This window comes from Halobacillus alkaliphilus (assembly GCF_900113125.1).
In the GTDB taxonomy this organism is placed as follows: Bacteria; Bacillota; Bacilli; order Bacillales; family Halobacillaceae; genus Halobacillus; species Halobacillus alkaliphilus.
In genome coordinates, this window is the sequence record NZ_FOOG01000002.1 from 202,931 (window position 1) to 225,947 (window position 23,017).

22 protein-coding genes are annotated in these 23,017 nt (G+C 44.5%); 9 read left to right on the forward strand and 13 right to left on the reverse strand.

Going from position 1 to position 23,017, the window contains the following annotated elements; translation table 11 throughout:
• Window positions 1-74 precede the first annotated feature (74 nt).
• Entirely contained in the window at window positions 75-1,862 is a 1,788-nt protein-coding gene (locus BMZ06_RS02530) for an N-acetylmuramoyl-L-alanine amidase (RefSeq protein ID WP_175477775.1), read from the reverse strand.
• A gap of 384 nt (window positions 1,863-2,246) precedes the next feature.
• Between BMZ06_RS02530 and BMZ06_RS02535 the strand changes: the two genes are divergently transcribed.
• The 6 genes from BMZ06_RS02535 to BMZ06_RS20570 all read left to right on the forward strand — a co-directional run bounded on the left by BMZ06_RS02535 (window position 2,247) and on the right by BMZ06_RS20570 (window position 10,204).
• Entirely contained in the window at window positions 2,247-4,160 is a 1,914-nt protein-coding gene (locus tag BMZ06_RS02535; RefSeq protein WP_089749833.1) for an S-layer homology domain-containing protein, read from the forward strand.
• A 101-nt stretch (window positions 4,161-4,261) separates the two neighbouring features.
• The gene (locus BMZ06_RS02540) at window positions 4,262-4,993 is read left to right on the forward strand and encodes a WecB/TagA/CpsF family glycosyltransferase (protein WP_089749882.1); all 732 of its coding nucleotides are present in this window, start codon (window positions 4,262-4,264) and stop codon (window positions 4,991-4,993) included.
• Complete coding sequence (locus BMZ06_RS02545) at window positions 4,990-6,549, forward strand: putative polysaccharide biosynthesis protein (protein WP_089749835.1); 1,560 nt, start codon at window positions 4,990-4,992, stop codon at window positions 6,547-6,549. The genes BMZ06_RS02540 and BMZ06_RS02545 overlap by 4 nt, the downstream gene beginning before the upstream one ends.
• Before the next feature lie 16 nt (window positions 6,550-6,565).
• A complete protein-coding gene (locus tag BMZ06_RS02550) occupies window positions 6,566-8,146 on the forward strand; it encodes a DUF5693 family protein (protein ID WP_089749837.1) in 1,581 nt (526 codons plus the stop codon).
• A 552-nt stretch (window positions 8,147-8,698) separates the two neighbouring features.
• Window positions 8,699-9,748: a polysaccharide pyruvyl transferase CsaB gene (gene csaB, locus BMZ06_RS02555; RefSeq protein ID WP_175477776.1), complete on the forward strand. Its 1,050-nt coding sequence runs from the start codon at window positions 8,699-8,701 to the stop codon at window positions 9,746-9,748.
• A gap of 312 nt (window positions 9,749-10,060) precedes the next feature.
• Window positions 10,061-10,204: a hypothetical protein gene (locus tag BMZ06_RS20570; RefSeq protein WP_175477777.1), complete on the forward strand. Its 144-nt coding sequence runs from the start codon at window positions 10,061-10,063 to the stop codon at window positions 10,202-10,204.
• A 174-nt stretch (window positions 10,205-10,378) separates the two neighbouring features.
• Here the strand turns inward: BMZ06_RS20570 and BMZ06_RS02560 are convergent, their stop codons facing one another.
• The gene (locus tag BMZ06_RS02560) at window positions 10,379-12,220 is read right to left on the reverse strand and encodes a methyl-accepting chemotaxis protein (protein WP_089749840.1); all 1,842 of its coding nucleotides are present in this window, start codon (window positions 12,218-12,220) and stop codon (window positions 10,379-10,381) included.
• 221 nt (window positions 12,221-12,441) lie between these two features.
• Here BMZ06_RS02560 and BMZ06_RS02565 point away from each other — a divergent pair, with 221 nt between their 5' ends.
• Together BMZ06_RS02565 and BMZ06_RS02570 are read left to right on the forward strand one after the other, a co-directional pair.
• Entirely contained in the window at window positions 12,442-12,681 is a 240-nt protein-coding gene (locus BMZ06_RS02565) for a hypothetical protein (RefSeq protein ID WP_139205792.1), read from the forward strand.
• A gap of 132 nt (window positions 12,682-12,813) precedes the next feature.
• Window positions 12,814-13,011: a hypothetical protein gene (locus BMZ06_RS02570; RefSeq protein ID WP_139205793.1), complete on the forward strand. Its 198-nt coding sequence runs from the start codon at window positions 12,814-12,816 to the stop codon at window positions 13,009-13,011.
• A gap of 272 nt (window positions 13,012-13,283) precedes the next feature.
• On the opposite strand, the gene BMZ06_RS02575 is transcribed toward BMZ06_RS02570, so the two are convergent.
• The 3 genes from BMZ06_RS02575 to BMZ06_RS02585 all read right to left on the reverse strand — a co-directional run bounded on the left by BMZ06_RS02575 (window position 13,284) and on the right by BMZ06_RS02585 (window position 14,869).
• The gene (locus BMZ06_RS02575; protein ID WP_089749846.1) at window positions 13,284-13,577 is read right to left on the reverse strand and encodes a hypothetical protein; all 294 of its coding nucleotides are present in this window, start codon (window positions 13,575-13,577) and stop codon (window positions 13,284-13,286) included.
• A gap of 56 nt (window positions 13,578-13,633) precedes the next feature.
• Complete coding sequence (locus BMZ06_RS02580; RefSeq protein WP_245755935.1) at window positions 13,634-14,071, reverse strand: DUF6376 family protein; 438 nt, start codon at window positions 14,069-14,071, stop codon at window positions 13,634-13,636.
• A gap of 168 nt (window positions 14,072-14,239) precedes the next feature.
• Window positions 14,240-14,869 (reverse strand): plastocyanin/azurin family copper-binding protein, encoded by a 630-nt coding sequence (locus BMZ06_RS02585; RefSeq protein ID WP_175477778.1) that lies wholly within the window; start codon window positions 14,867-14,869, stop codon window positions 14,240-14,242.
• 221 nt (window positions 14,870-15,090) lie between these two features.
• Between BMZ06_RS02585 and BMZ06_RS02590 the strand changes: the two genes are divergently transcribed.
• The gene (locus tag BMZ06_RS02590; protein WP_089749852.1) at window positions 15,091-15,651 is read left to right on the forward strand and encodes a hypothetical protein; all 561 of its coding nucleotides are present in this window, start codon (window positions 15,091-15,093) and stop codon (window positions 15,649-15,651) included.
• 63 nt (window positions 15,652-15,714) lie between these two features.
• Here the strand turns inward: BMZ06_RS02590 and BMZ06_RS02595 are convergent, their stop codons facing one another.
• The 8 genes from BMZ06_RS02595 to BMZ06_RS02630 form a co-directional block, all read right to left on the reverse strand.
• On the reverse strand, window positions 15,715-16,383 hold the full coding sequence (locus BMZ06_RS02595; protein WP_089749854.1) for a response regulator transcription factor: 669 nt from the start codon (window positions 16,381-16,383) through the stop codon (window positions 15,715-15,717).
• On the reverse strand, window positions 16,380-17,756 hold the full coding sequence (locus BMZ06_RS02600; RefSeq protein ID WP_175477779.1) for a sensor histidine kinase: 1,377 nt from the start codon (window positions 17,754-17,756) through the stop codon (window positions 16,380-16,382). Before BMZ06_RS02600 ends, BMZ06_RS02595 begins: the two co-directional genes overlap by 4 nt.
• A 37-nt stretch (window positions 17,757-17,793) precedes the next feature.
• Window positions 17,794-18,504, reverse strand: coding sequence for a cytochrome c biogenesis CcdA family protein (locus tag BMZ06_RS02605; RefSeq protein WP_089749858.1), 711 nt, complete (start codon window positions 18,502-18,504; stop codon window positions 17,794-17,796).
• Entirely contained in the window at window positions 18,497-19,051 is a 555-nt protein-coding gene (gene resA / locus BMZ06_RS02610) for a thiol-disulfide oxidoreductase ResA (RefSeq protein WP_281244429.1), read from the reverse strand. The genes BMZ06_RS02605 and resA overlap by 8 nt, the downstream gene beginning before the upstream one ends.
• Before the next feature lie 40 nt (window positions 19,052-19,091).
• Window positions 19,092-20,036: a F510_1955 family glycosylhydrolase gene (locus BMZ06_RS02615; protein ID WP_089749860.1), complete on the reverse strand. Its 945-nt coding sequence runs from the start codon at window positions 20,034-20,036 to the stop codon at window positions 19,092-19,094.
• A gap of 223 nt (window positions 20,037-20,259) precedes the next feature.
• Entirely contained in the window at window positions 20,260-20,463 is a 204-nt protein-coding gene (gene copZ, locus BMZ06_RS02620; protein ID WP_175477780.1) for a copper chaperone CopZ, read from the reverse strand.
• 290 nt (window positions 20,464-20,753) lie between these two features.
• On the reverse strand, window positions 20,754-22,280 hold the full coding sequence (locus BMZ06_RS02625; RefSeq protein WP_089749864.1) for a multicopper oxidase family protein: 1,527 nt from the start codon (window positions 22,278-22,280) through the stop codon (window positions 20,754-20,756).
• A gap of 39 nt (window positions 22,281-22,319) precedes the next feature.
• Window positions 22,320-22,544 (reverse strand): SHOCT domain-containing protein, encoded by a 225-nt coding sequence (locus BMZ06_RS02630; protein WP_089749888.1) that lies wholly within the window; start codon window positions 22,542-22,544, stop codon window positions 22,320-22,322.
• Window positions 22,545-23,017: the final 473 nt, after the last annotated feature.

Here is a 23,017-nt window from a genome sequence, read left to right on the forward strand (position 1 = left end):
TCTTCCTCCTCCAAAGTGCTCACCGCTGACAAATAATTGAAAGAGCGAACCAAAAAATGGTCGCTCTTACATTATTATTCTCTCCAATTGTAATAGTCTACGATCCCCATTGCAATAGCTTTAGCTGCCTCATCACGATATTTTTGTGTTTTTAATTTAGCAGCATCCTCATCATTTGTTAAAAAGCCAATTTCTGTAAGCACGGCTGGAAGATTAGTAGCTTTGATTACTCGATATCCGGCATTTTTAACTCCGCGGTCGGTCATTTCCATAGATCTGTGCAGACGCTCATTAATATAACCGGCAAGTTTGTAGCTCTTATACTCGCGATCTGTCATTCCCTTAGCATAATAGAAGGTTTCTACGCCATTCGCACTGCTTAAGAAGGCATTAGCGTGAACACTGACGAAAGAATCCGCATTGTTTCTATTCGCGATGTTCACTCGACCGTCAAGTGTTGGGTACCAATCGCTTGAGCGGGTCATGACTACATTGATTCCTGTGTCTCTTAAATACTCACGAACTTTAAGAGAAACGTCTAAAACGACTTCTTTCTCTACCAATCCGTTAGCTACAGCTCCTGGATCGCTTCCGCCGTGTCCAGGATCAATCGCTACGGTACGGTTCACACTTGGTTTGTCCGTTAAATAAGCTTCGTGGACGTAACCTTCCAGACTACCTGAGGAAACCAGTCTCCAGCTTCCTTCTTCTTTATGAACATCAACTGCTTGTCCGGTGGTGAACTGACCAACAACATCGTAGCTGGTTCCTGGTCCTTTACGTACATTTAAGGAATCGGCCGTTACAATTTTTTCTGCAATGACAGGCTTTGGAATGTCGGCTAAGTAAGCACTATGTACATACCCTTCGACACCATTTCCGGAAACCAGTCTCCAGTCTCCATCCACTTCATGAACATCAACTTTCTGATTATCGGAGTACTTTCCAACGATATCGTAGCTGACTCCTGGTCCTTTTCTTACATTTAAGTTATCCGTGGTTACGATTTTTTCTGCAATGACTGGTTTTGGAATGTCAGCTAAGTAAGCACTATGTACATACCCTTCGACGCCATTTCCAGAAACGTATCTCCAGCTTCCATCTTCTTCATGTACTTTTACTTCCTGGCCATCTGAAAAGTTTCCAACGATATCATAGCTTGTTCCTGGCCCTTTACGGACGTTTAAGCCATCCGTGGTAACCATTTTCTCACCGATAACCGTTTCGGTACGGTCCGGCTCTGACTCCTGGCCTACCGAGTCAACATTACCGTCCATGGCACGTGCCATTAAGACAGAGAATTCTTCTCTTGTAATATCTTTACCTGGCTTGAAAGTACCATCCGGGTAACCAACGGTAATTTTTGCTGTGGCTACTTTATTAATCGGTGTGTAATACCAGGCACTGTTTGCTACGTCTGTAAACGAGTGGCTGCTTGTTTCTTCTAGATCAAAAGCTCTGGCGATCAATGTAGCCATTTGAGCGCGTGTTACTTTTTCATTGGGATGAAATGTGCCATCAGCATATCCACTGATAATCCCTTCCTCAGCAGCTGACGCTATGTAGCCAGAAGCGTAATGTTCCTCTGTAACATCTGGAAATTTAGTGTTTTGACGGTTGTTCTCTAAATTCAGGGATCTTCCAATCATCGTAGCGGCTTCCTGGCGAGTAACCGCATTCTTAGGTTTGAACGTATCATCCGGATAACCGAAGATAATTTCCTGCTCAATTAAGTAATTGATCTCACTGGCATATTTGTCCGGGATATCCGTTAAGGCAGCATACACCTTATCCGTCGATTGAATGGTAACGACTGTCATCACGATCAGGGCAAACAGCAGACTGCAGACTTTTCTCATCATATTCAACATGCTCCTTCTTAAATAATTTATAAAACCATTGTCAGAGAGGGACAGAGAGACCATTTCTAGAATCTATTGGTTAGCGCATTTCCTCCTTTATCTATGTTCGAACTGGTTGAGTGAGTGCTATGTCAAAAATTGTATTAATTACTACCGGAACGTCTTTATTAATATCGAAACCTGTCAGCAGATTATTTATAGTTAATTAGTCTCATTTATCTAAATATTTACTTAAAAAAAGTTTAAAATAAATTTACATGTGGTAGGAAACATTGATTCTAAGCCTTTTAAACCTTCAAAAAATTCCTAAAACTTTCTTTCTCACCTATTCATTTCCAATTTATTTTGATAGATTAATAAAGAATGAATTTAGGAGGGTGATGAATGAAGAAGGTAATCTTGTCGATTTTTGTCGTATTTTTAACTTTAACTTCAATGGTCTCGACAGCTTTTGCGGAAGATGATATTACAGGTACACCATTCGAGGAGGATCTGCGTGCTTTGATTGAGGCCGGGATCATGAATGGATATGATGACGGTACTTATAGACCTAGTAACTCCGTCACAAGAGCAGAGTTCACTGTGTTCCTTAATGGTGCATTAGACCTACAATTAGGTGATGGAGAATTACCGGAGGAATACTTCACAGATGTGGAACCTGATGACTGGTATTTCGAGTCGATCATGATCGCCTATAATAACGGGCTGGTCAATGGTTATCCGGGTGGAGACTTCAAACCGAACAAGGTCATCACCAGACAGGACATGGCGATGATGATGATTAATGCAGCCAAGGCGAAAAACGTCGTATCAGAACGAAAGCCTTTAGCTTTTGCCGATAATGAGGAGATTTCGAATTACGCGGTCGAATCTGTGGAAAGGTTAACGTACCTGGAAATTATCAGCGGAAAGCAGAATTCAGACGGTACGCTGTTCTTTGCTCCAAAAGACGAGACGTCACGCGGAGAAACGGCAGCTGTTATTAACCGGTTAATGAACGTATTGGACCCTCCGAAAGAGCTGGATTATAAAGTGGTCAGCTTGTCTCTCGATCAGGATCCGGTCGTTCAGGATGAATATGAAACCTATGAAGAAGCCGTCAGCCATGCTGATGATGATCAAGTAGTTCTGAAAGGAAATAATATTGTGTGGATGAACGAAGGAAGCGCGGTATCCAATGCGTACACGGTTCTCTATGATTCTAGTGATTTAAGTCGCTCGCTTACATATATGACTTCAGGTGTTGAAGTGGAATTACTGGAGATCAACGAAGATACCGTGAAGATTAAGCTTGCGGATACAACGGGCTATGTGGATGCCGCTAAGATTAACCTGACGCCGCAGCATATGGTGAAGGACCATTCTTATTACTACGAGAAAAATGGGGATTTGTATCACAGAATCTATAATTCTCTTACGGAAGGCTCATCTGCTTACAAATACGGGGCAGCTCCGTCCTTCATGAATACGGGCGAAAAGTATTACAGCTATAACGGCAGTACTTTTTATAACGAAGATGGCAGCAAAGCAGGCGAAGCTCATCAATACTTCAACCGCATGCCTCTCTATACCAAAACCTCGTACACTGGAGAGCAGCTCGATGAATTCATCGCTGCTGAGATGCCGGACAGTCCTCTAATTGGAACAGGCGCTGCTTTCAAGAAAGCAGAGGAATTACACGGAACGAATGCCCTTTACCTGCTCGCGCATGCGATTCACGAAAGTAATTGGGGTAAAAGTAAAATTGCCCGCGATAAAAACAACCTCTTCGGGATTGGGGCCAATGACGGCAACCCTTACCAAGACGCGTGGACGTATGATAGTTATGAAAAAGGAATCCTTGATGCGGCTTCTGAATTCATCGTACCCGGCTACTTTGACTCCAGCACTTGGAAAGCGCGTGGCGCTCATCTCGGGAATAAGAGCTCAGGGATGAACGTTTATTACGCTTCTGATGTGTACTGGGGCCAGAAAATTGCCGGTCATATGTACCGGGCAGATACGTATTTAAGTAACAAATACGGGACGCCTAAAGAAAACGCAGCTTATGACCTCGCTGAAACCATCACGACGTATGTGAATGTGCGTGCTGATGCTAATGCAGGAGCTGAAAAACTTTACACACTTCCAAAAGCAGGCGCTACAGTACAAATTTTAAACGAAACAAATGCTCTAGGTACGTGGTATCAAATTTCGCCGAAAAATATCGAATCCAATACCTATGAGAATGCGTTTGTTTACAGTCATGGCTACTCCGCCTATGGAATTAGTCTCAGAAAATTACCTCTTAGTGAATGATTTCATTCCCATTACAAAGGGGCAACCGCTATATGGTTGCTCCTTTTTTATGTTATATTAAATGGGTAGGAATGTGTAAATTAAAGGAGTCTCATCATACCATGAAGCACGTTAACATTTTGGGTGTTCCATTCTCAATCACCAACCACTCGACTCTTGTCGAACAGCTGAACCAGCATATACAAAAACACGAAAAATCTTTCGTCATAACAGCGAATCCCGAAATTGTCATGCGCGCGAATCAAGAAGAAGCTTACATGAAAAGTCTTCACCGTGCTACATACATAACCGCAGACGGTATTGGTATCGTGAAAGCCTCCCGTCTATTAGGTCAGACCCTTCCTGAACGAGTGACGGGGTATGATGTTATGATCGAGATGTTAAAGCAAGCCGACCTGAACCATTACCGGATCTATCTGCTCGGAGCCCACCGGGATACCCTGGAGGAAGTGAAGAAACACATCCAGCAGTTCTATCCTCACATTCAAGTTGTCGGCTCTCATGACGGATATTTCGACTGGCATCATAACACTATTTCCGAGGAAATAATGCAATGTTCCCCAGATCTCGTCTTTGTCGCTCTAGGGGCTCCTAAGCAGGAGAACTGGATCGCAGAACATATTGATCAATTTAATAAAGGTGTATTTCTATGTGTTGGCGGCAGCTTTGACGTCATCGCAGGTAAAGTGAAACGAGCTCCGCTCAGCTGGCAGAACAAGAACCTCGAATGGTTTTACCGACTTCTGCAGCAGCCGACGCGCTGGAAACGAATGCTTGCTCTTCCCCGGTTTTCATACCACGTCATTCGCCAAAAAGTGAAGCGTTCCTTATGAGCCAGTCAACCTTTTTAAAAAGCACCTTCATCTTAACTCTGGCTGCCCTGTTCTCTAAAATACTGGGCAGCTTATTCCGTATTCCACTCCAAAATATTGCCGGGGACGAAGTGCTTGGAATCTTCACCCTGGTCTATCCCGTTTATATGGTCACGCTGATTTTATCCGTCGCGGGGATTCCACTTGCCATCTCGAAATTGATTGCGGAAGCCCGTACGGAAGAAAACCACTTACATATTCGACTCATTTACGTGACCGCAAGTATTCTCGGTCTTTTATTTGGTTTGGTCAGTTTTACCCTGATCGCTGTATTCTCTTCCCCGATCAGTCAGTTACTCGGGGGACCGGAAACCGAACCAGCCCTGCTGCTTGTAGCGACCGGACTGTTAATCGCTCCGTACATGGCCGTTTACCGCGGATATTTTCAAGGCTTCGATCATATGAATCCGACCGCGATTTCCCAGGTACTTGAACAGTTTTTCCGTGCAGCGCTTGTATTGCTTATCGCCTACATATTGACGCGCCTGTCCTTCTCAAATGAATGGATCGCTGGAGGCGTCATGGCGGGATCTCTGTTCGGGGTTATCGCGTCGTTCATTTACTTACGCTTCACCTACGTAAAATCTCCGCAACGGATTCAAAAAAGCACATCCTATTCGTTTCGCGATTTCAAAACGTGGAGCCGGACCATTCTACGGATTTCTATTCCCATCGCCATTGGTACCGTCACGATGGCTTTACTTAATTTTGTCGATTCGTTTACGATCCCTTTTAGTCTTGACCGTCACCATGAAGAGTCCTCCCTTTCTATTACGTACCTTTACGGAATTTACGGGCGCGGCTTGTCTCTCGTACAAATTGCAACCGTATTTGCGACATCCATTATCCTTCCGCTCGTACCGTTACTGACAGCGAAGAAAAAAGAAGGCGACCGCACCGATATGCGTTCCACTATTGAAGTCACCCACCGGCTTACGAACTTGATTTCGTGGCCGGCAGCGATGGGCCTTGCCGCTCTCGCCATTCCGTTAAACGTCGCCCTGTTTACGAATGCAGAAGGCAGCTTTGTTATCGCGATTCTCGGCATAAGCTCTGTCTTCACCTCGCTTACGATTGTAGGGACCGGTATCCTGCAGGGTATTGATTTTGCCCGGAAAGCGGCGATCATTATTATCGCCGGAGTGGTAGTTAAAGTCTTTCTCAACCTGTGGCTCGTTGGGTGGCTGGGTCTTGAAGGCGCCGGTCTCTCTACCCTGATTGTCTATGTGCTTCTAACCATCGTGAACACCTTATACATTGTCCGATACATCGCCTTCACCATCGTGTCCAAGAGCGACTTAAAAATCATCGGCTCTTCTCTTGTAATGGGAATCCTGGTCGGCGTGCCGGCTCTGTATTACTCTGTGGCTGACTGGGGAAGATGGGAAGCCTTTACTTACTCCATTCTTGCCATTGTATTCGGAGGTATCGCGTATATCGGGTGCCTATATGCTCTAAAAGCCATCGATCGTGAAACACTGAAGCGCATGCCGATGTTCGGAAAATATTTCAGTTAATCAAGGAGGCAGACCCATGAACAAACCGCGTGTCCTTTGGATCATCATGATTCTTTTACTCACAGCAACGATCCCAAGTTTATATGAGCGCTCCTCTATCGAAAGGGCACAGGATGACTACGAGCTCGTCCTTCCATATAAACATACAAAGGAGATGGAAGAATCTGACACCTCTCTTCCGTCTGTGCTTCAGCAGCTGCAGGCAGCCGGTCTCACCTCCGTGCTGGTCGATATAAAGGGATCCTCCCTGCCGGAAGAAGCGGTTTCTGAAATTACAGATGCTAATCTGGACGTGATTACTTCAGTTTCAGCTAACAGCGCGGAGGATTGGAAACGTGAGCTGGAGGCGGCGGTTCACTATTATGAAGGTGAAGCGGACTATGTACATATTAGCGGAGATAAGGTTCCCGGTTATCCTGATACAGCCGCTATGGACGAATTAGCCGGCATTCTTTCAGAAGGAGCAGAAGGCGTTTATTTTACCGAGTTCCAACGGCTCGAAGGATTCAAGGAATTTACCGATGATCTGAACTACAACGTGATTCGGATGCATGACCTGGATCTGTTGCACGGCCACCAGACCGTAGAAGAAAAAGTGGACCGCACGCTGCGCGCCGTGAAAGAACGTAATCAGCGCTCGATCCTGCTATCTTCTATGGAAGCCGATCCACTGAATCATACAATCACCTACTTAGAAAAGATAACAGAAGCCATGCCGTCTGCCTTTGAATTGAATGAAGCAGATGGATGGAAAGACTTCTCGCCACCGCTATTGGCAAAGCTCGCAGCGTTTCTAGCCGGGATTCTATTTATCTATCAATCGGTCGTCTCCATTTTCCATTACCGCTTATTCGGATGGCTTGCCGCCTTTGCATCGCTTGGGCTTATGATCGCTTACCTGATAACAGATTCTCTCTTATTCCTGCAGGGATTCGCCCTGGGAGTGGGACTCGTCACTCCGATTTACGCGGTCAAAGCAACGTCTCGTGGCAGCACACGAATTAAGGACATAACCTTTTCCTATTTGAAAGCGCTGGGCATCAGCCTGGCTGGGATCGTGATCATTATCGCTTTGCTTAATGGTACGGTGTTCTTAACAGGTATTGCCCTGTTCCGGGGAGTCAAATTGCTTTACGTCGTTCCTCTGCTTTTCTTTGGAGTTTATGCCCTGTGGGGACTTACGTTTAAAGAAGTGAAAGAGTCTTTGAAGGGCTGGCACGTGATCCTTATTGTTCTCGCGGGAGCGGCAGCGGTGTATTATGTGCTGCGAAGTGGGAATAGCCAGGCTGTGAGTGAGTTTGAGTTGTGGTTCCGGACGAAGCTTGAAGAGTGGCTTTATGCACGGCCGCGGTCGAAGGAATTTCTCCTGGGCTTTCCAGCTTATCTGTTAGCTCTGGCCGTGCTCCCCCGGTTTAAGCGCATGGGGAAAATACTGCTTGTACCTGGTGTGATCGGGTTTATGTCGATCGTTAATACGTTCACCCATCTGCACATTCCGCTTCACATTTCCCTGCTCCGGACAGGCTACAGCATCGTGTTCGGCTATCTGATCGGACTGCTCGCGGTTGGAATCTATAAGCTGATTATTAAAAAGTAGATGCTGTTAAACTTGGTTTTCATGAATAGCTTATTAAGGTATAGAGCCGGATTGTGGAAGACTCTATTTCGAGATATGAGGTGGAGAAAGGGGCTCCAGGGAACGACTCGCTTTCCGCGGCATGTGCTGAGCTTCCTCGGGCTTAACAGCCCTGCGGGATCTCACCGATCATGTTCATCCCGCAGGAGTCTTCGCCGTTCCCTTCCGCCCCTTTGCGATTATGGAGAGCTCGAAAATCTCTGCATAATCGCCTTCCAATGAACAAGGGTAATCTATAATCCACCCTGAGTTTTAATGTTTGTTTACGTGTAGGAACCCTGTTATAGAAGCATTTGAGGCAGATGCAGTATGGTTCCTGTCTTCTATAGCAGGATCCGTTCACCAGATATCGTTGGGGTGGCGGAGGAAACGACGAGACTCCCGCGGGAGAAGGAGCTAGGCGAGACCCCACAAGGAGTGTTAACGACTGAGGAGGCTTGCCAGTTCCCCCGCAGGAAAGCGAGTTGTTTCCGTAGCCGCCCTCATCTAAAAAAAGAAAAGGAAGTGATAATGATGCACGTCGTGTTATCTGGCTATTTCGGCTTTCATAATACAGGAGATGAAGCTATTCTCTCCTCCATGATTAAACAGCTTCGCACCCTCCATCCTGATATTCGCATTACGGTTCTTTCGGATGATCTAATCCATACCACTACCACCTATGGAGTAGAAACCGTCAGCCGCTGGAATTTCCGTGACATACGCCGCGTCCTGCGCGCAAGTGATGGGCTGATATCAGGGGGCGGCAGTCTCCTGCAGGATGCTACCGGTCCAAAGTCGATCATCTATTATACAACCATTATCAACATGGCAAAGTGGCTCGGGAAACCCGTATTCATCTATGCTCAGGGGATGGGGCCGTTTGACCAGCCGGTTGGAAAACAACTGACCAGGTACACTTTGAATCGCGTCGACGGACTTACCGTTCGCGACCAGGACTCTAAACAGCGGCTTCAATCGCTTGGCGTGAAGCAGGCCTGCTCCGTCGTACCCGATTCGGTCTTTGGCTATGACGCCCCGTCTGTACAGAAAAAGCACCAGATCGCGGTTAGTGTTCGTTCCTGGAATGGTTCCGAATCCTATATTCCAAAGCTTGCTTTTGCCTGTGATCAGCTGGCTCAGCAAGGTTTTTCCATTCTATTTGTTCCGATGCACGGAGAAGAGGATGAACGCTTCGCAAAACTCGTAGAACTGCAAATGACTGAACCCGCTGTCGTCGCCCCCGGGGATGAGTCCATAGAAGAAAAGCTCGAGCGGATCGCAGAATCAGTCCTTCTGATTGGTATGCGCCTGCATGCGCTCATTTTTGCAGCCGTAAGTCACACCCCGTTCCTCCCGCTCTCTTATGATCCGAAAATTGATTCCTTCGCTGCTATGTATGAGCTCGATAACGGATGGCACGTGGAAGCGGAAAATTGGGACGGACACCTTTTGTTTAAGGAAGCGCAGCGGATGCTTGATCAAAGGAGAAGAATTGGGAAACAGATGGCCGCAACCACAGCCAGATTGCACGATCAGGCTCTTTCCACAACGAAACAGGCACTGTATGTGCTGCAAAAATAATGCAAGCGGTTCAGGAGAAGGGATGGCCTTCTTCCGAACCGCTTTTTTTACGATAAAATTTGATTGATCCACCCGCTCGTTTCATCATTATAAGCTTCCTTAATCCTTGCTTTTTGTATGATCCTGAGTTCCGCAGCTGTAGAAAAACGGGGAATCCTGCTTAATAAAAAGTCACAATTTGTAAATAAATGGATTGAGACTAGTTGCAGACTATGATATATTCAACGCAAACAGAATTATTATATTAAAAAAATATTAAATATACCTTCTGCAACTTACAGATTCAACAAACTAGAGGGGGAGTTTTAGCAAATGAGTCAGCACCAACAGATCTACACCCAGCTTCTTCAAGAATTTGAACAGAAACTTGATCGGCAGCTAAAGTCTAAGGAACGAGAGCTCCTTTACTGGATAGCTGAAAACCAAGCTGAAGAAATTGAGAATCAGACAGACTAGATATGGTTTTGAACTCCACTCCCTACGTTAGTAGAACGGGGTGATTTTTTTGTGGTTGACTTCTATCCTAAAAAAACCGCAGGCAGCTCGATTCCTTTTATCAAGTACTCGAGCGTGCCTGCGGTTTAATTTTGGAATTCCATAAACTTTTGCTAATGTTATATCCTTAAAGTTTTAACCCGCCTTATCAATTGGAGGATGCTCCTCGGCTGGCTTTTCCTCATGTTCTGGTTCGGCGTCTTCCTTCCAATGAAATTCATTCACTTGACTATTCAAGTCCTCGGAGAGCTCCGACAGCTTCTTCGTACTTATCGATATTTCCTCCATTGCACTGTTGGACTGCTGAGCGGATGCGGTAACCTGCTGCACCCCGGCAGCCGATTCTTCCGATAAAGCTGCGATACCTGCAATAGATTGGTTCATTTCGCTGCTTTCCTCTGTAATTTCAGTAAGATTGGCAGAGATCTGCTGTATCTGATCCACCATCCCGGATACCGACGTATGGATGCTTTCAAATCTCTCTTCCGTTGCATTAATTTGCTGTGTCCCTTTATTCACTTCCTCATATCCCGTTGTTAAAGAATCGGATACGTATGTAGACTCTTCTCGAATGTTTGCGACGATCTGGTTAATATCCACGACAGAATGAGCGACCTGGTCCGCAAGCTTCCTTACTTCTTCGGCCACTACAGCAAATCCTCTTCCGCTCTCCCCTGCTCTTGCCGCTTCAATGGCCGCATTCAAGGACAAAAGATTGGTTTGTTCAGCAATATCCTTGATCACGCTGCTAATCTTAGTGATTTCCTTCGTCTGAGCATCCAATCCTTTTACCTTCGTAACGGAGCTTTTCACAATCTCATCGATCGCGTGCATCTGCTCGACGGATTGCTTCATCATCGTCCGCCCTTCCTGTGACATTTGCATCACCTGGGTGGAATGATCATAGACGGAGCCTCCCATTTCCTGGGCATGCTGAATACGGTGTACTAATTTATCTGTTGATTCAGCCAGACTCGTCGAGTAATCAGCCTGTGACTCCACACCTGTCGATAATTCCTCCATGGTGTGAACAATCTGATTGCTACCCTGCTTCACTTCATCAGCCGAATGCGTAAGCTCTTCGCTCTGCTGGGACAAGTGTTTGGAAGCATCAGAAACATTGCCGATCATATGACGCAGGTTCATCGTCATTTGATTAATCGCGCGGCTGAGATCGCCAAATTCATCCTGACTGCGTGTCGATAAATCCTCTACTTCAAGATTTTTATTGGCTACCTGATTCACATGCTCGGTCATTTCCGTTAACTTTCTCGAAATTCGATTGCTGAACAGGAGGGCAATCACTGCGGAAAGAAGAAGCAGGACGCCTACAATTCCTCCGCCGATCAACATGTCCCGCTTCATCTTCTGATTATACTCATCTGCCTTTTGAGCGGTCAGGGCATCAATCTCATCTGTATAATTCCCGGTACTGACAATGTAATTCCATGGCTTAAATAACTCTGAATATGCGCGTTTAGCCACCGGATTCTCTTCTCCCGGCTTCTCCCACATGTACTCCGAAAACCCGCCACTCTCTCCCTCTGTGGCAGCAGAAACGATATTCTGAACTAAATAGGTACCTTCCGGGTCCTGAATGTCGAGACGGTTACTGCCTTCCTTCTCCGGTAACATCGGGTGCGCGATGAGCTCTCCATCAGTACCGTCAATCCAAAAATAGCCAGAAGCCCCGTAGCGGAGCTCCTTCACGAGGTTCCTGCCTAATTCCTTCGCTTCCGGCTCTGACATTTCTCCCAGTTTATACTGGCTATAGGCGGATTGGAGCAACGACATAGCCGTATTCACTTCATTTTTAATCCGTAAATCGAAAGCTTCTAATTGATTCGTCCGGTAACTCTCTACCTGTTGCTGATTATGCTGGTAGTTTGTGTAGAGATTGTAAGATCCCATTCCTGCAAAAGCCAGAAATAAGACGCTTCCAAAGGCCAGCAGCATTTTGTACTTGAACTTCTTCATCTCATCTTCCCCCTATGTACGTTCCCTTTTCTCTTTCTATATCGGCTTTTTTTCCCAGACCTTTTATACCTCTTATGTGATTGAATAAATGGATTTCTAAAAAAAGGAAAACGGGAGTAGGGCGGCGAAGAATGATAATGGAAAGAGAAAGTAAGATTACCCTGATGAAACCAGCCTGGCGAGAACATTGGGAACACATCAAGAAGAAGGAGAAAAAGAACATGGTCAATCGAATTTACACAGGTATTTCGTTTCTTTTTTTAGCAGCATTCCTATTTGCCGCTCTGTTTATATGTGCAGCGATCGGAGGAATCGGCGCAGAAACGTGGGGAAGAGAGCAATTTCTCAAGTATATGTTTGTTTATACTCCAAGCGGCCTGCTTATTGGAGGAATCGTGGCTTTGTTGGCTGGTATCAGTTTATTTGTCTGGGAATTAAAGGTGTACGCGAACAGGAAATAATCCAAAAGGAGAGTCTGAGGACTCTTTTTTAATGGACCCCTTAACCCCCCTGTTGATTTTCCAGTAAAGCACCCGTTTGTGTAACAACGGTTTCGTTCATTTCGTATGGAAAAATGGGGGATGGGCAGAGGAATGAAACCTAATATTCATGATTATAAAGAAAACGCTCTAGAAAAGGATCTACTACAAGTTTTTCACACGTTTTTGGCTTGTTTTACTGATACGAATGGGAGTCATTCCAACGCAACATATCGCAATGGGGCGGAAGGGAACGGCGAAGACTCCTGCGGGATGAACATGATCGGTGAGATCCCGGAAGGCGAAGCCTGAGGAAGCTCACCACAAGGGATGTTCGACTAAGATTGCCACGTCCTGTGGCAACGCCGAACGACCCTGCGTCGTGCAGGGCCGCGGAAAGCGAGCCGTTCCCTGGAGCCCTTTTCTCTACAAAAGATCTCGAAACTGCTTCTTAAACAATTCGGCCCTATTGTTTAAGAAGCAGTTTTTAAACCATCAACAGTAACTTATAATAGAGCTTCTTTATTAACAAAAATAAAAAGAGAAACGCTCAGGTCAGCGTTTCCCGCAATATATTATGATCATCATACTTGCTTCAACTCGTCTCTAGCAACCATAAGCACCGTCCGTTGATCCGGAATCAAATCAACAGCTGCGGTCCCTTGATACGTTTGTCCCTCTGCCCCAATTATGTGCAGTTGAAGATGCTTTCCTTCTTTTTGGAGATCCTCAAAAAAACTGACATCCTCTACCTTGTTTAAACTGACGGTCCAGTTCACAAGTGGTCCAACATCATCAATCAATAATAAACCTTTAGAAAACTCCACTTCGTTGTGATCTTCATTATATAATATCTGTTTTATAGTCACATTTTTCATCCAGTGTGTCCCCCTCTCCCCACTATTCAACAAAAGAAGATGGGTTTCCTGCCTGTTTATTCTCCCAATTGCTTAATCTGATCGATCACCTCTGTAATTTCTCTCAATGATTGGAAAACTTCTGTATTCTCAATCACCGAGGCGTCCAGCTTACCATTCTCCATATTGTCTAAATACATTTGAATACCCTCGAGCGCCTGATTGTTTCGTTCCACCACTTGCTCGTGAAGATCAGCTCCTGCCTGCGGCGCTTCAAGCTCATTAAATTCTTCAATGTTCGCTTTCATCTCTTCCAGACGTGTTTCCAATTCATTTGCCGCCTGCTGATCCATGACAGCTTGCTCCGCAAGTTCAGGAACTTCACTGGTAAACGTACTGACCTCATTTGCGTATTCGGTAGCTTCATTCACATAATTCAAGGAGTTGTTCACCCCTTCAAGGAACGAACACCCGCTCAGAAACAACATAACTACAATGAAAAAATATCCATACACCTTTTTCAACGTATCCCTCCTCCTTCCATTGTATGCTCAAAATAGACATACAATTGTTATATATACGAGCAGATACGTCTCCGGGTTTCATTAAAACTTGAGCCTTATGTAAATAAAATCCCCAAAGCTTGAGAACTTTGAGGAAAACTTGAGAAAGAGATAGGCAGACTATTCAATAACGGTAAACGTCCCGGACATCCCTGCTTCTTTGTGTCCTGGTATGCTGCAGGCAAATGCATACTCTCCTGTTTCCGTTGGGATGAATTTCAGCCTCACTGTCTGTCCCGGCTTGGTATTCATATGAAAACTTTGCTTATCATGAGAACCGCCATCAGCATGCACTTTCTGAACTCCAAACATTTGGTCGATCATAGAGGTCGATTCAGGGTGGTCCGCCATTTCACCTTTAAATGTAATGTCTGCTTTAAATTCTGTTGAAGTGAGATCATGAAAGGACTCTCCATCATTCGTCATCACAAGTTCGTATTCGCCCCCCTTTTTCAGAGTAATATCCTCTGGATCATATCCCATTTCAAAGGCGGAGACGTTAATCACATGATTATCCTCATCATACACTTGTTTTTTCTTATCACTAGTTGCTTCACTCTCACTGGTGCTATCCTTTTCTTTACTTTGATCTTCCTTTTTATTCTCTTCTTCTTGTACTTCCGCAGAACTTGATTCATTTGTAGTCGCTTCTTCCTTGCTCTCTTCCCCAGAGGGTTGACTGCCGCTGCTGCATCCCCCTATTACTGCTAAAACGATGATGGCTGCTAAAATCATGACAAGTTTTTTCATAAAATTCATACCTCCCAGACGTATTGTTGGACAGTGTAACATCTAACCTCATCCTTTACCAATCTACTTTAGTAAAGACACATCCCAAAGAACTTACTATAGGAACCTTTGAGGCTCTTCTTAATAGGATTGGTTTAAAAATGGACGAACTGAAATTTAATAATTATTTCCAGTCATTCATACATTAGATAGGACAAGACATATAGAAGAGGAGAATATAAATGAGTGACTTTCACCTGTTTGTTCTAGTCGCATTACTGTTAACTGTTATCAGTTCATTACGTTTAACGGGAAAATGGTGCCACTTTCTATCTCACAGCCAGCGCATGGTCATGTCCATGTTCTCAGGAACGACAATTGGCCTCACAGTTGGATTAATGGCAAACTCTATTTTTCCAGGTAGTTTCTATTCCTCTAGTCTACTAGGTTTTTTTGGCGGTGCTACTTTGGCAGCGGTAAGTGCGGGGAAGTTAGGGACCGTCTCTTTGATGGAAGGTCTCACAGCTGGACTGATGGGAGGAATGATGGGAGCCATGTTAGGAGAGATGGTTGCTTATACGGAAGCCGTTATTTTTCTTAAGCTTTTGATTACCCTTTCCATCAGCTCCCTGCTGTTATATCCGGTCTTCTTTCATGCTTCTTTACGGGAAAATTCGGTTCCATCAAAAAAGTGGCTGATCAAGCCTTTCCTTGTTTTCTTAGCGGCCCTGTTTTTTCTACTTGGAGGAAGCTTATTGGACTCAGCTCCTGCAAGTGAGCACCCCACTCATCAAACGCATTAAAAAACCCATGCACCTATAACTTTGTGCATGGGTTTCCCGTGAAACTTACCAGCTTTTCGTCTATTAATTTTCCCATTTATACCCTACACCCCATATGGTTTTCAAGTGCCGGTCGATGGGGTAACCATGTTTCCGAATCTTCTCCCGTACATTTCGCACATGAGAATCAATGGTTCTTCCTTCGGTATTGGAATCAAATCCCCATACCCGTTCCAGCAAATAATTGCGATCGTACACTTGATTGGGACGATTTAACAACAACCCAAGCAGCTTGAACTCTTTAGGAGTGAGGTGTATTTCTTTATTATCGTAATGAAGCTGGTGGGCTTCTTCATTCCATACCAGATCATTCATAACAATTTTATTCTGTTCAGGTCCACGACGCAAAAGGGCTTTCATGCGTGCGAGTAAGATATCTTCGTCGAAGGGCTTGGTTATATAGTCGTCCGCTCCCAATTTCAATCCCTGGAGAATATCGTGCTTTTGATCTTTGGCTGTGATCATCATGATGGGAACGTTCGACTTTTCTCTTATATGCCGGCACGTCTCAAAGCCGTCCATATCTTTCATCATGACATCTAAAAGAATTAAGTCATAGGAAGTATGGTCAAGCTTATTCAAAGCCTCTAATCCGCTTCTTGCCTTTTCACATGGAAACCCGTGAGGCTTCAAATACAGTTCGAGCAGATCCAGCATACGCTGTTCATCATCTACAAGTAAAACTCTATTCATACGCGTCCTTCCTTTGGCCAGTTCACTACAATCAGTAAACCTTGTTCGTTTCTTGCTTCCACTTTTCCGCCGTGCATATCCACGATTTCTTTTACAATGGCAAGACCTAAACCCGTACCTCCATAGTCCCTGGACCTTGATTTATCCGTTCGGTACAGCCGTTCAAACAGATAAGGCAGCGCCTCTTCAGGCACCCCCGGTCCCTGATCCTTCAACCTGATTTCACACGTATCCGGCTTATCAACTACTTCGATAGAAATAACAGGGTGTTCTCCACTATACCTTATCGCATTGTCCAAAATGTTTACGATGACCTGTTTAAAACGAACCGGATCGGCGTAAACATACAAATCAGATGGACAGTCGATCGATATTTCCGCCTCACGCTTATTTACAAAGGGGTAGATGCTCTCTTCGGCCTGCGCAAGCAATGACTTCAATTCACATCGTTCCGGATGGATCGTAAACGTGTTTTCGTCCATCTGGGCTAAATAAAAAAGCTGCTTAATCATCGTCGTCAGGTTTTCCGACTCTTCTTTAATAATCATTAAATAGTTCTGACGGTCGGATTCGTTCGTTTCTTCCCTGGAGGCAATGTCCGCATAGCCTTTTAAATACGTTAAAGGGGTACGAAGTTCATGAGCAATCGATGATAAAAAGTCATTCCGCTCCTGCTTCATTCTTTCTAAATCTTCCGCCAGTCGATTGATCGATCGTGCCAGTACACCGAGTTCATCCTTATAATGATCATCCAATTCAACAGTGGTTTCGCCTCTGCTTAACTTCTCCGTTTCCTCTTTCATTCGGATCAAAGGCTTCGTAATCAGCTTAGATAGGGTGAACACGACAATTAATGTGACCAGAAGCGTAAGGATCATCACAAAGATAAATTGCTGCGACAAATGGGACGTAAGATTCCGTATAATCGTCGAAGGGGAGAACATATACACGTACCCTTCGATATTTCCGTTCCTCACGATAGGAGATAACGTCGCTACGTACGGTTCCGTCTTCCATTCACTCTCAATAATCCGCCCTTGATCGGGCTGTGCTTTTTCCTGGGATTCAATCAACTCTCTTTGATACTCTTCAAGGATTGAGGAACTGGATAGAATCTGTCCCTTCTCATCTGTAATGACCACATCTGTCTCAGCTTCTGATTCCATTAAAACCACATGGTTTAAAGTTCCCTGATCAAAATTCTTTTCCAGCACATTCCTATGACTTCCCCCACGCGCCAACAGTCCATCCAGCACCTCATCGATCTGATGGTTTGATATATTCGTATATAACACAAAGAATAAGGAAAGCTCGATTAGGATCATAAGTATAAAAAACAACATTCCTAACTTTAACGATATTCGTCTTCTCATAATGGCTCCCCTGTTTTCATTCATTCCATCGAATTTCCTAAAAACCTGTCCAGCCCCCGAAGAATTGATTCGTGATAAACGAGGTCAACCGGGTCATCCATCCGAAGAATAGAAATACTCCCATCACAATCATAGTGTAGCCTCCGAACTTCACAATCTTGCGGTTATTCTTCTTGATCCAGCTCATACGTCCAATAAACATAGCCATTAAGAAAAAAGGAATGGAAAAACCGAGCACATAACTAATCATGTACGTAACGGCTTCATCGGGTGAAGACACGCCTAAAGCAATCACCGCTGCGAGTATAGGTCCTGTACATGGCGTCCATCCAGCAGCAAAAGCCATCCCGACGGCACTGGAACCGAGATAACCAGGAGGCCTGTTCTTTAACGATACTTTATATTCCTTCATAAAAAATTTGGGCTTGTAGAAGCCGATGACAACAAATCCAAGAAAAATAATAAAGATTGCCCCCAGCTGACGAATCAAATCATCATACCGGATGAACCACCCTCCGATCCAGGAAGTGGAAAAGCCGATCGCAATAAATATAATCGAAAACCCAAGCAAGAAAAAGATCGTGTGAAGCATCGGCTGTTTCTGAACTAACTTTTTCTTCGTCTGCAGATCTTCGACCGTCATACCAGTAATGTACGACAAAAATGCTGGATATAAAGGCAGACAGCAAGGAGATATAAACGACAGGAAACCGGCTCCAAAAGCTAGAAAAATATTCACATCAGCCATCCGATTCCCTCCATTTCTCCGGCTGGATTCGTTTCATATACTCACGCACCTGGGCCTCTGTCATCCCAGCCGTGATTCGGTCGACAACCTTTCCATTCTCATCTACTAAGAAGGTGACAGGAATCGGACCGATACCATAAGCATCAATCAACTGTTCTCCCCGGTCCATCAGGACAGGAAAAGTCATATCTTTCCGTTCTACAAATGATTGGACGGTCACATCATTTTCTCCCACATCAACCGCCAGAACCTTCACGCCCTGATCTTTAAACTTTTGATACTGACTTTCAATATAGGGCATTTCTTTTTCACAAGGCTTACAGTAAGTCGCCCAGAAATTGAGAAAAACGCCCTGTCCCCTGTAATCGCTCAGCTGGACCGTTTCTCCTTCTAACGTCTGCAGCGTAAAGTCCGGTGCCTGGTCTCCGGCGTTAATGACGTCTGACTCCCGGTTAAAGCTCTGATAAATTACATAGGCGACGAGAAAGAGAAAAAAACTGAGTACCACTGTTCTCATGATGAGCCGTTTCTTTTTTTTAGGATTCAAAGTACCCTACCTTTCTTTTATCTTCGGGAAGCCGAATATATTATTTCGTTTGTCCCTGATCAATAATCTGCTTCCAGGATTCCCCATTGTCAGAAGTCGTATAACTGTTTCCTTTGATCGTAAAAATGGCAAAGGTATCATTCTTTTCTGGATTCTTAGCGATATACATGACCGCATCCTCGTTCATTTCAGGAAGTCCGATTTCCTCTTTGGATTGATCTTCCCATTTGTAGACGGACAAAGAAGGTGTTCCGGTATAAAGACCGTAATATAAGCGATCTTCTGTAAAATGCAGACCGCTGCCCTGTCCTTCTTCTGAAATCCTGTTGAAGGTTTCTCCTCCATCTTCACTTATATAAATTCCGGAAGCCGTAGCCAGAGCCACCCGATTTTCATCATCAGGATGAACGGCAATTTGAAAGACTTTCTCGCCGGAATTCTCGGCAGCTATCTTCTCCCAGCTCTCTCCGTCATCAAGGCTTCTATACAACCCCTGTTCCATTTCTGAATTCGCATGTTCATTCAATACATAAACGGCATGATTTCTGGCTCCGACTCCCATCGCATGAAAATCACTTTCTCCTTCAAACGCAAGGGCGGATAAGCCTTCTTCCATCACTTTCCCTTTTTGAAGACCCACCGGATTCGGAAGATCACTTCCTTCTCCAGGGTGACCAGAGGTGTAAAACCCATTGTCCACTACATTAAAGCCCATATAATCATTTTTGTGATGAATGGATTGAAGCCACTCCCCGCCTTTATGTAATTTGATTCCGGAATGAGCGGCGTACGCGAGGGTATCCGCATCCACATAGCCCATACCATGTACGTGCTCTACACTTCCATCGAACGATTCCGTACTCTCCTGAACAGATTCTTCTTGAGCTGAACCTTCACCCGAGCCTTCTCCCTCATTCGATTCACCGCTGCACGCCGCCAGGCCAAGCATAGAAATAAACATAATGATTGCTATTTGTTTTTTCATTGAATACACTCCTTAAAGAAAAGTCTCCTCTTACTCTAGCAAAAAGATATCGAGAAATTGTGAAGAAATATGTTTTTTTATTAAAATTCCGTGTTGATTTACCGATAAGCACCCGATATTGTAAGACTCCATTTCGAGACAATGGGGTCCTATTATTGAATACGAATCTTGTAAAAAAGCCTAAAGATGCTCATCTTTAGGCTTTTACCTTCTTCTCTATCTTTTATGAAACAACATCATATCCCTGGTCTTCAATAGCATCTGCCATCGCTTCTTTACTAACTTCTTTATTCGTAGAAACGTCGACTTTTCCTGTATTCAAATCGACTTGAACATCCTGGACGCCATCAAGCTCCTTCAAAGCTCCTGTAACAGCTTTCTTACAATGGTCACAGGTCATGCCTTCCACTTTAATTGTAGTTTGCATCATGATTCATCCTTTCATAGAGTTATTATATTTTCCAACCGGCTGACTTGTACAGTTTTTAAAAGAAGGAAGATTCCCCTCTTACCACTTAATATACCCACCTAAGGTATTAACAGTCAACCATTGGCGTTTCAAAATGCCATAGATCTCCGCATGAGAACGCCACGGTTAGAAGGGAAAGGTGCAGTTCCAACGGGATCAGAAAGCTTTCATTCTCTCCGCAAGGCATAAAAACAGCTTGCAGAAAAACCCGGGGTTTCTCTGCAAGCTAACCAGACTCGTTCTTCTATTTACGGCTGATTGTTGTGTTCACCGTCTAGTTTAAAAGGGGAATATACGCTTTGATAATCTACGATTGTGATCATTCCACGATCCGCATGATTATTATCGTGACAATGGAACAGCCACTCTCCTCTATTATCAGCTTTAAAATAAACCGTATATTCTTCATCTGGTTTCACATTAATCAAATCTTTCACAATAGGATTTTCATAGGCTTCGCCGTTTTTCGAGGCTACCTGAAACCTGTGTCCATGTAAATGCATGGGGTGGTTTAATCTTCCGGAATTCGTAATCCTCACTTTTACCACATCCCCTTCACTTACGGGGATCAGCGGCGTATTAGGGAAAACTTTATTATTAATCTGGAAGGACATTCCTTCCCCCATATCCATCCCCATACTCAGGTCCATGTGGTAGGATACGTCAGTTTCAGGAGTCTCTTTAAATAGGAGGTCCTCACTTCCGCTGGAGGTTCCAGTTTCCTTTGAAGAGGCTGAAGAAACCGATAACTGATTGTAGGCGAAGGATTCAGCCTCTTCCCCTGAAACTACTGGTATCCTCATATCCTGTGCATTCTTGATTTGCGGATCCTCTCCAATTATCTCTGCTTCCTCTCTCTGTTTGGTAAAGGCTACATCTATTCGTTCACCTGGAGCGATTTCAAGCATATTGGATGATGGTCCTTCGTTTACCACCTTCTCGCCATCGGCAGCGATCACTTCCATAGATCCCTCTGGAAATACTAAACGGTGCTGCTGGTATCCTGCATTGATAAACCGGAGTCTCGCTGTCTCTCCCGCTTCCAATTGTAATGGATCAATAGCTTCACCTGACTTTCCATTGACCGTGAATGTATCATACATCTGCTTTGTATCCGCCTCACCATCGCGAGACATAGATCCCATCATCATACCGCCCATATTCGTCGTATTCTGTTTATCCTGGTTAACCGCCCATTCATCCAAGATATAGGTCTGATCCTGTTGATAGGCAGGCTCTTTTTCTTCGATGACCAGAGATCCATACAGTCCTTTATCCACCTGCTTGGAACTGTGTTGATGAGAATGATACCAGTACGTACCCGCATCGTTCGCCATGAATTCATACGTAAATGATTCCCCTGGCTGCACCGCATCCTGTGTCAGACCCGGCACCCCATCCATTTGATTAGGTAAAATCACTCCATGCCAATGGATCGTCACAGGAACGCTCAACTCATTTTTCAAGTGAACTTTAACGAAGTCACCTTCCGTCACACGAAGCGGTTCTCCTGGCACCGTACCATTATATGTCCAGGCACTCACGCTTTTATCTGCGCTAATCTGCCACGCTTTCTCCTGGGCGGTCAGGCTGAACGTCTTCACCGGACGATTTCCTGCCTCCTGATTCCCAATATCCAGAATGCTTGTGCCATCCTTTCTTACTTCTGCAGGCAAGGTTTGCTGGCTGGTGCTGAAGGGAGAATTAAAAAACAACCAGACTCCAAAAGCCAGCAAGAGAATAATGAGAAATGAGCCCACCCATTTTCGATTCATTCCTTTCACCTCTTCTTTAACTTATGATCCCTTTTCTTTTCACTGCTCAAGCTTTTTCTTTAACCGGTCATATTCTTCTTCCGTTATTTCACCTCTAGCCAGACGTTTCTTTAAAGTTTCTAATGAATCTGATGACGTTTGATTTTTACCAGGCTTCATCATCCACACCACGATAAAAATGATCGCCGCAATAATTAAGATACTGATCAACCCAAATCCAAAAAATCCGCCGCCCATTCCGCTTCCATTCATCATTCCGTTCATAATAACGATCACCTTTCTCTCCTTTTATATACCCATACCACGGAAGGTATATGATTAATCTTAAAAAAATAAAGCTTTCCAATAGGCTGCATCTTTTTCGTGGCACGTATTTTTCTTTTCATAACCGTATGCATATTTATAGTAATAAAATTCTTTGCAAAATTTGTGCAGAAATTCTGATGAATCTTAAAAATCACAGTCAGCAAAAAGACTACCCTTCTCTATGACAGGATAGTCTGATTTCTACGATGACTATTAAAGATAAGCTTCCATTAGTTGAAGACTTGATTTCGAGATAAATTAAGTCCATTTTCAAAAAAGGGTGGGGCGGCTACGGAAACAACTCGCTTTCCTGCGGGGGAACTGGCAAGCCTCCTCAGTCGTTAACTCCTTGTGGGGTCTCGCCTAGCTCCTTCTCCCGCGGGAGTCTCGTCGTTTCCTCCGCCACCCCAACGATATTTAGTGAACAGACC

Excerpts from the sequence above, each read along its gene's own strand:
- BMZ06_RS02575 (WP_089749846.1), bottom strand. The coding sequence starts at position 13,577 with ATGAAAAATGTGACTATAAAACAGATATTATATAATGAAGATCACAAC.
- BMZ06_RS02550 (WP_089749837.1), top strand. The coding sequence starts at position 6,566 with ATGAACAAACCGCGTGTCCTTTGGATCATCATGATTCTTTTACTCACA.
- BMZ06_RS02545 (WP_089749835.1), top strand. The coding sequence starts at position 4,990 with ATGAGCCAGTCAACCTTTTTAAAAAGCACCTTCATCTTAACTCTGGCT.
- BMZ06_RS02570 (WP_139205793.1), top strand. The coding sequence starts at position 12,814 with ATGAAACCTAATATTCATGATTATAAAGAAAACGCTCTAGAAAAGGAT.
- copZ (WP_175477780.1), bottom strand. The coding sequence starts at position 20,463 with ATGCAAACTACAATTAAAGTGGAAGGCATGACCTGTGACCATTGTAAG.
- BMZ06_RS02535 (WP_089749833.1), top strand. The coding sequence starts at position 2,247 with ATGAAGAAGGTAATCTTGTCGATTTTTGTCGTATTTTTAACTTTAACT.
- BMZ06_RS02600 (WP_175477779.1), bottom strand. The coding sequence starts at position 17,756 with ATGAGAAGACGAATATCGTTAAAGTTAGGAATGTTGTTTTTTATACTT.
- BMZ06_RS20570 (WP_175477777.1), top strand. The coding sequence starts at position 10,061 with ATGAGTCAGCACCAACAGATCTACACCCAGCTTCTTCAAGAATTTGAA.
- BMZ06_RS02595 (WP_089749854.1), bottom strand. The coding sequence starts at position 16,383 with ATGAATAGAGTTTTACTTGTAGATGATGAACAGCGTATGCTGGATCTG.
- BMZ06_RS02615 (WP_089749860.1), bottom strand. The coding sequence starts at position 20,036 with ATGAAAAAACAAATAGCAATCATTATGTTTATTTCTATGCTTGGCCTG.
- BMZ06_RS02530 (WP_175477775.1), bottom strand. The coding sequence starts at position 1,862 with ATGATGAGAAAAGTCTGCAGTCTGCTGTTTGCCCTGATCGTGATGACA.
- BMZ06_RS02560 (WP_089749840.1), bottom strand. The coding sequence starts at position 12,220 with ATGAAGAAGTTCAAGTACAAAATGCTGCTGGCCTTTGGAAGCGTCTTA.
- csaB (WP_175477776.1), top strand. The coding sequence starts at position 8,699 with ATGCACGTCGTGTTATCTGGCTATTTCGGCTTTCATAATACAGGAGAT.
- BMZ06_RS02565 (WP_139205792.1), top strand. The coding sequence starts at position 12,442 with ATGGTCAATCGAATTTACACAGGTATTTCGTTTCTTTTTTTAGCAGCA.
- BMZ06_RS02630 (WP_089749888.1), bottom strand. The coding sequence starts at position 22,544 with ATGAACGGAATGATGAATGGAAGCGGAATGGGCGGCGGATTTTTTGGA.
- BMZ06_RS02605 (WP_089749858.1), bottom strand. The coding sequence starts at position 18,504 with ATGGCTGATGTGAATATTTTTCTAGCTTTTGGAGCCGGTTTCCTGTCG.
- BMZ06_RS02585 (WP_175477778.1), bottom strand. The coding sequence starts at position 14,869 with ATGAAAAAACTTGTCATGATTTTAGCAGCCATCATCGTTTTAGCAGTA.
- BMZ06_RS02625 (WP_089749864.1), bottom strand. The coding sequence starts at position 22,280 with ATGAATCGAAAATGGGTGGGCTCATTTCTCATTATTCTCTTGCTGGCT.
- BMZ06_RS02590 (WP_089749852.1), top strand. The coding sequence starts at position 15,091 with ATGAGTGACTTTCACCTGTTTGTTCTAGTCGCATTACTGTTAACTGTT.
- BMZ06_RS02540 (WP_089749882.1), top strand. The coding sequence starts at position 4,262 with ATGAAGCACGTTAACATTTTGGGTGTTCCATTCTCAATCACCAACCAC.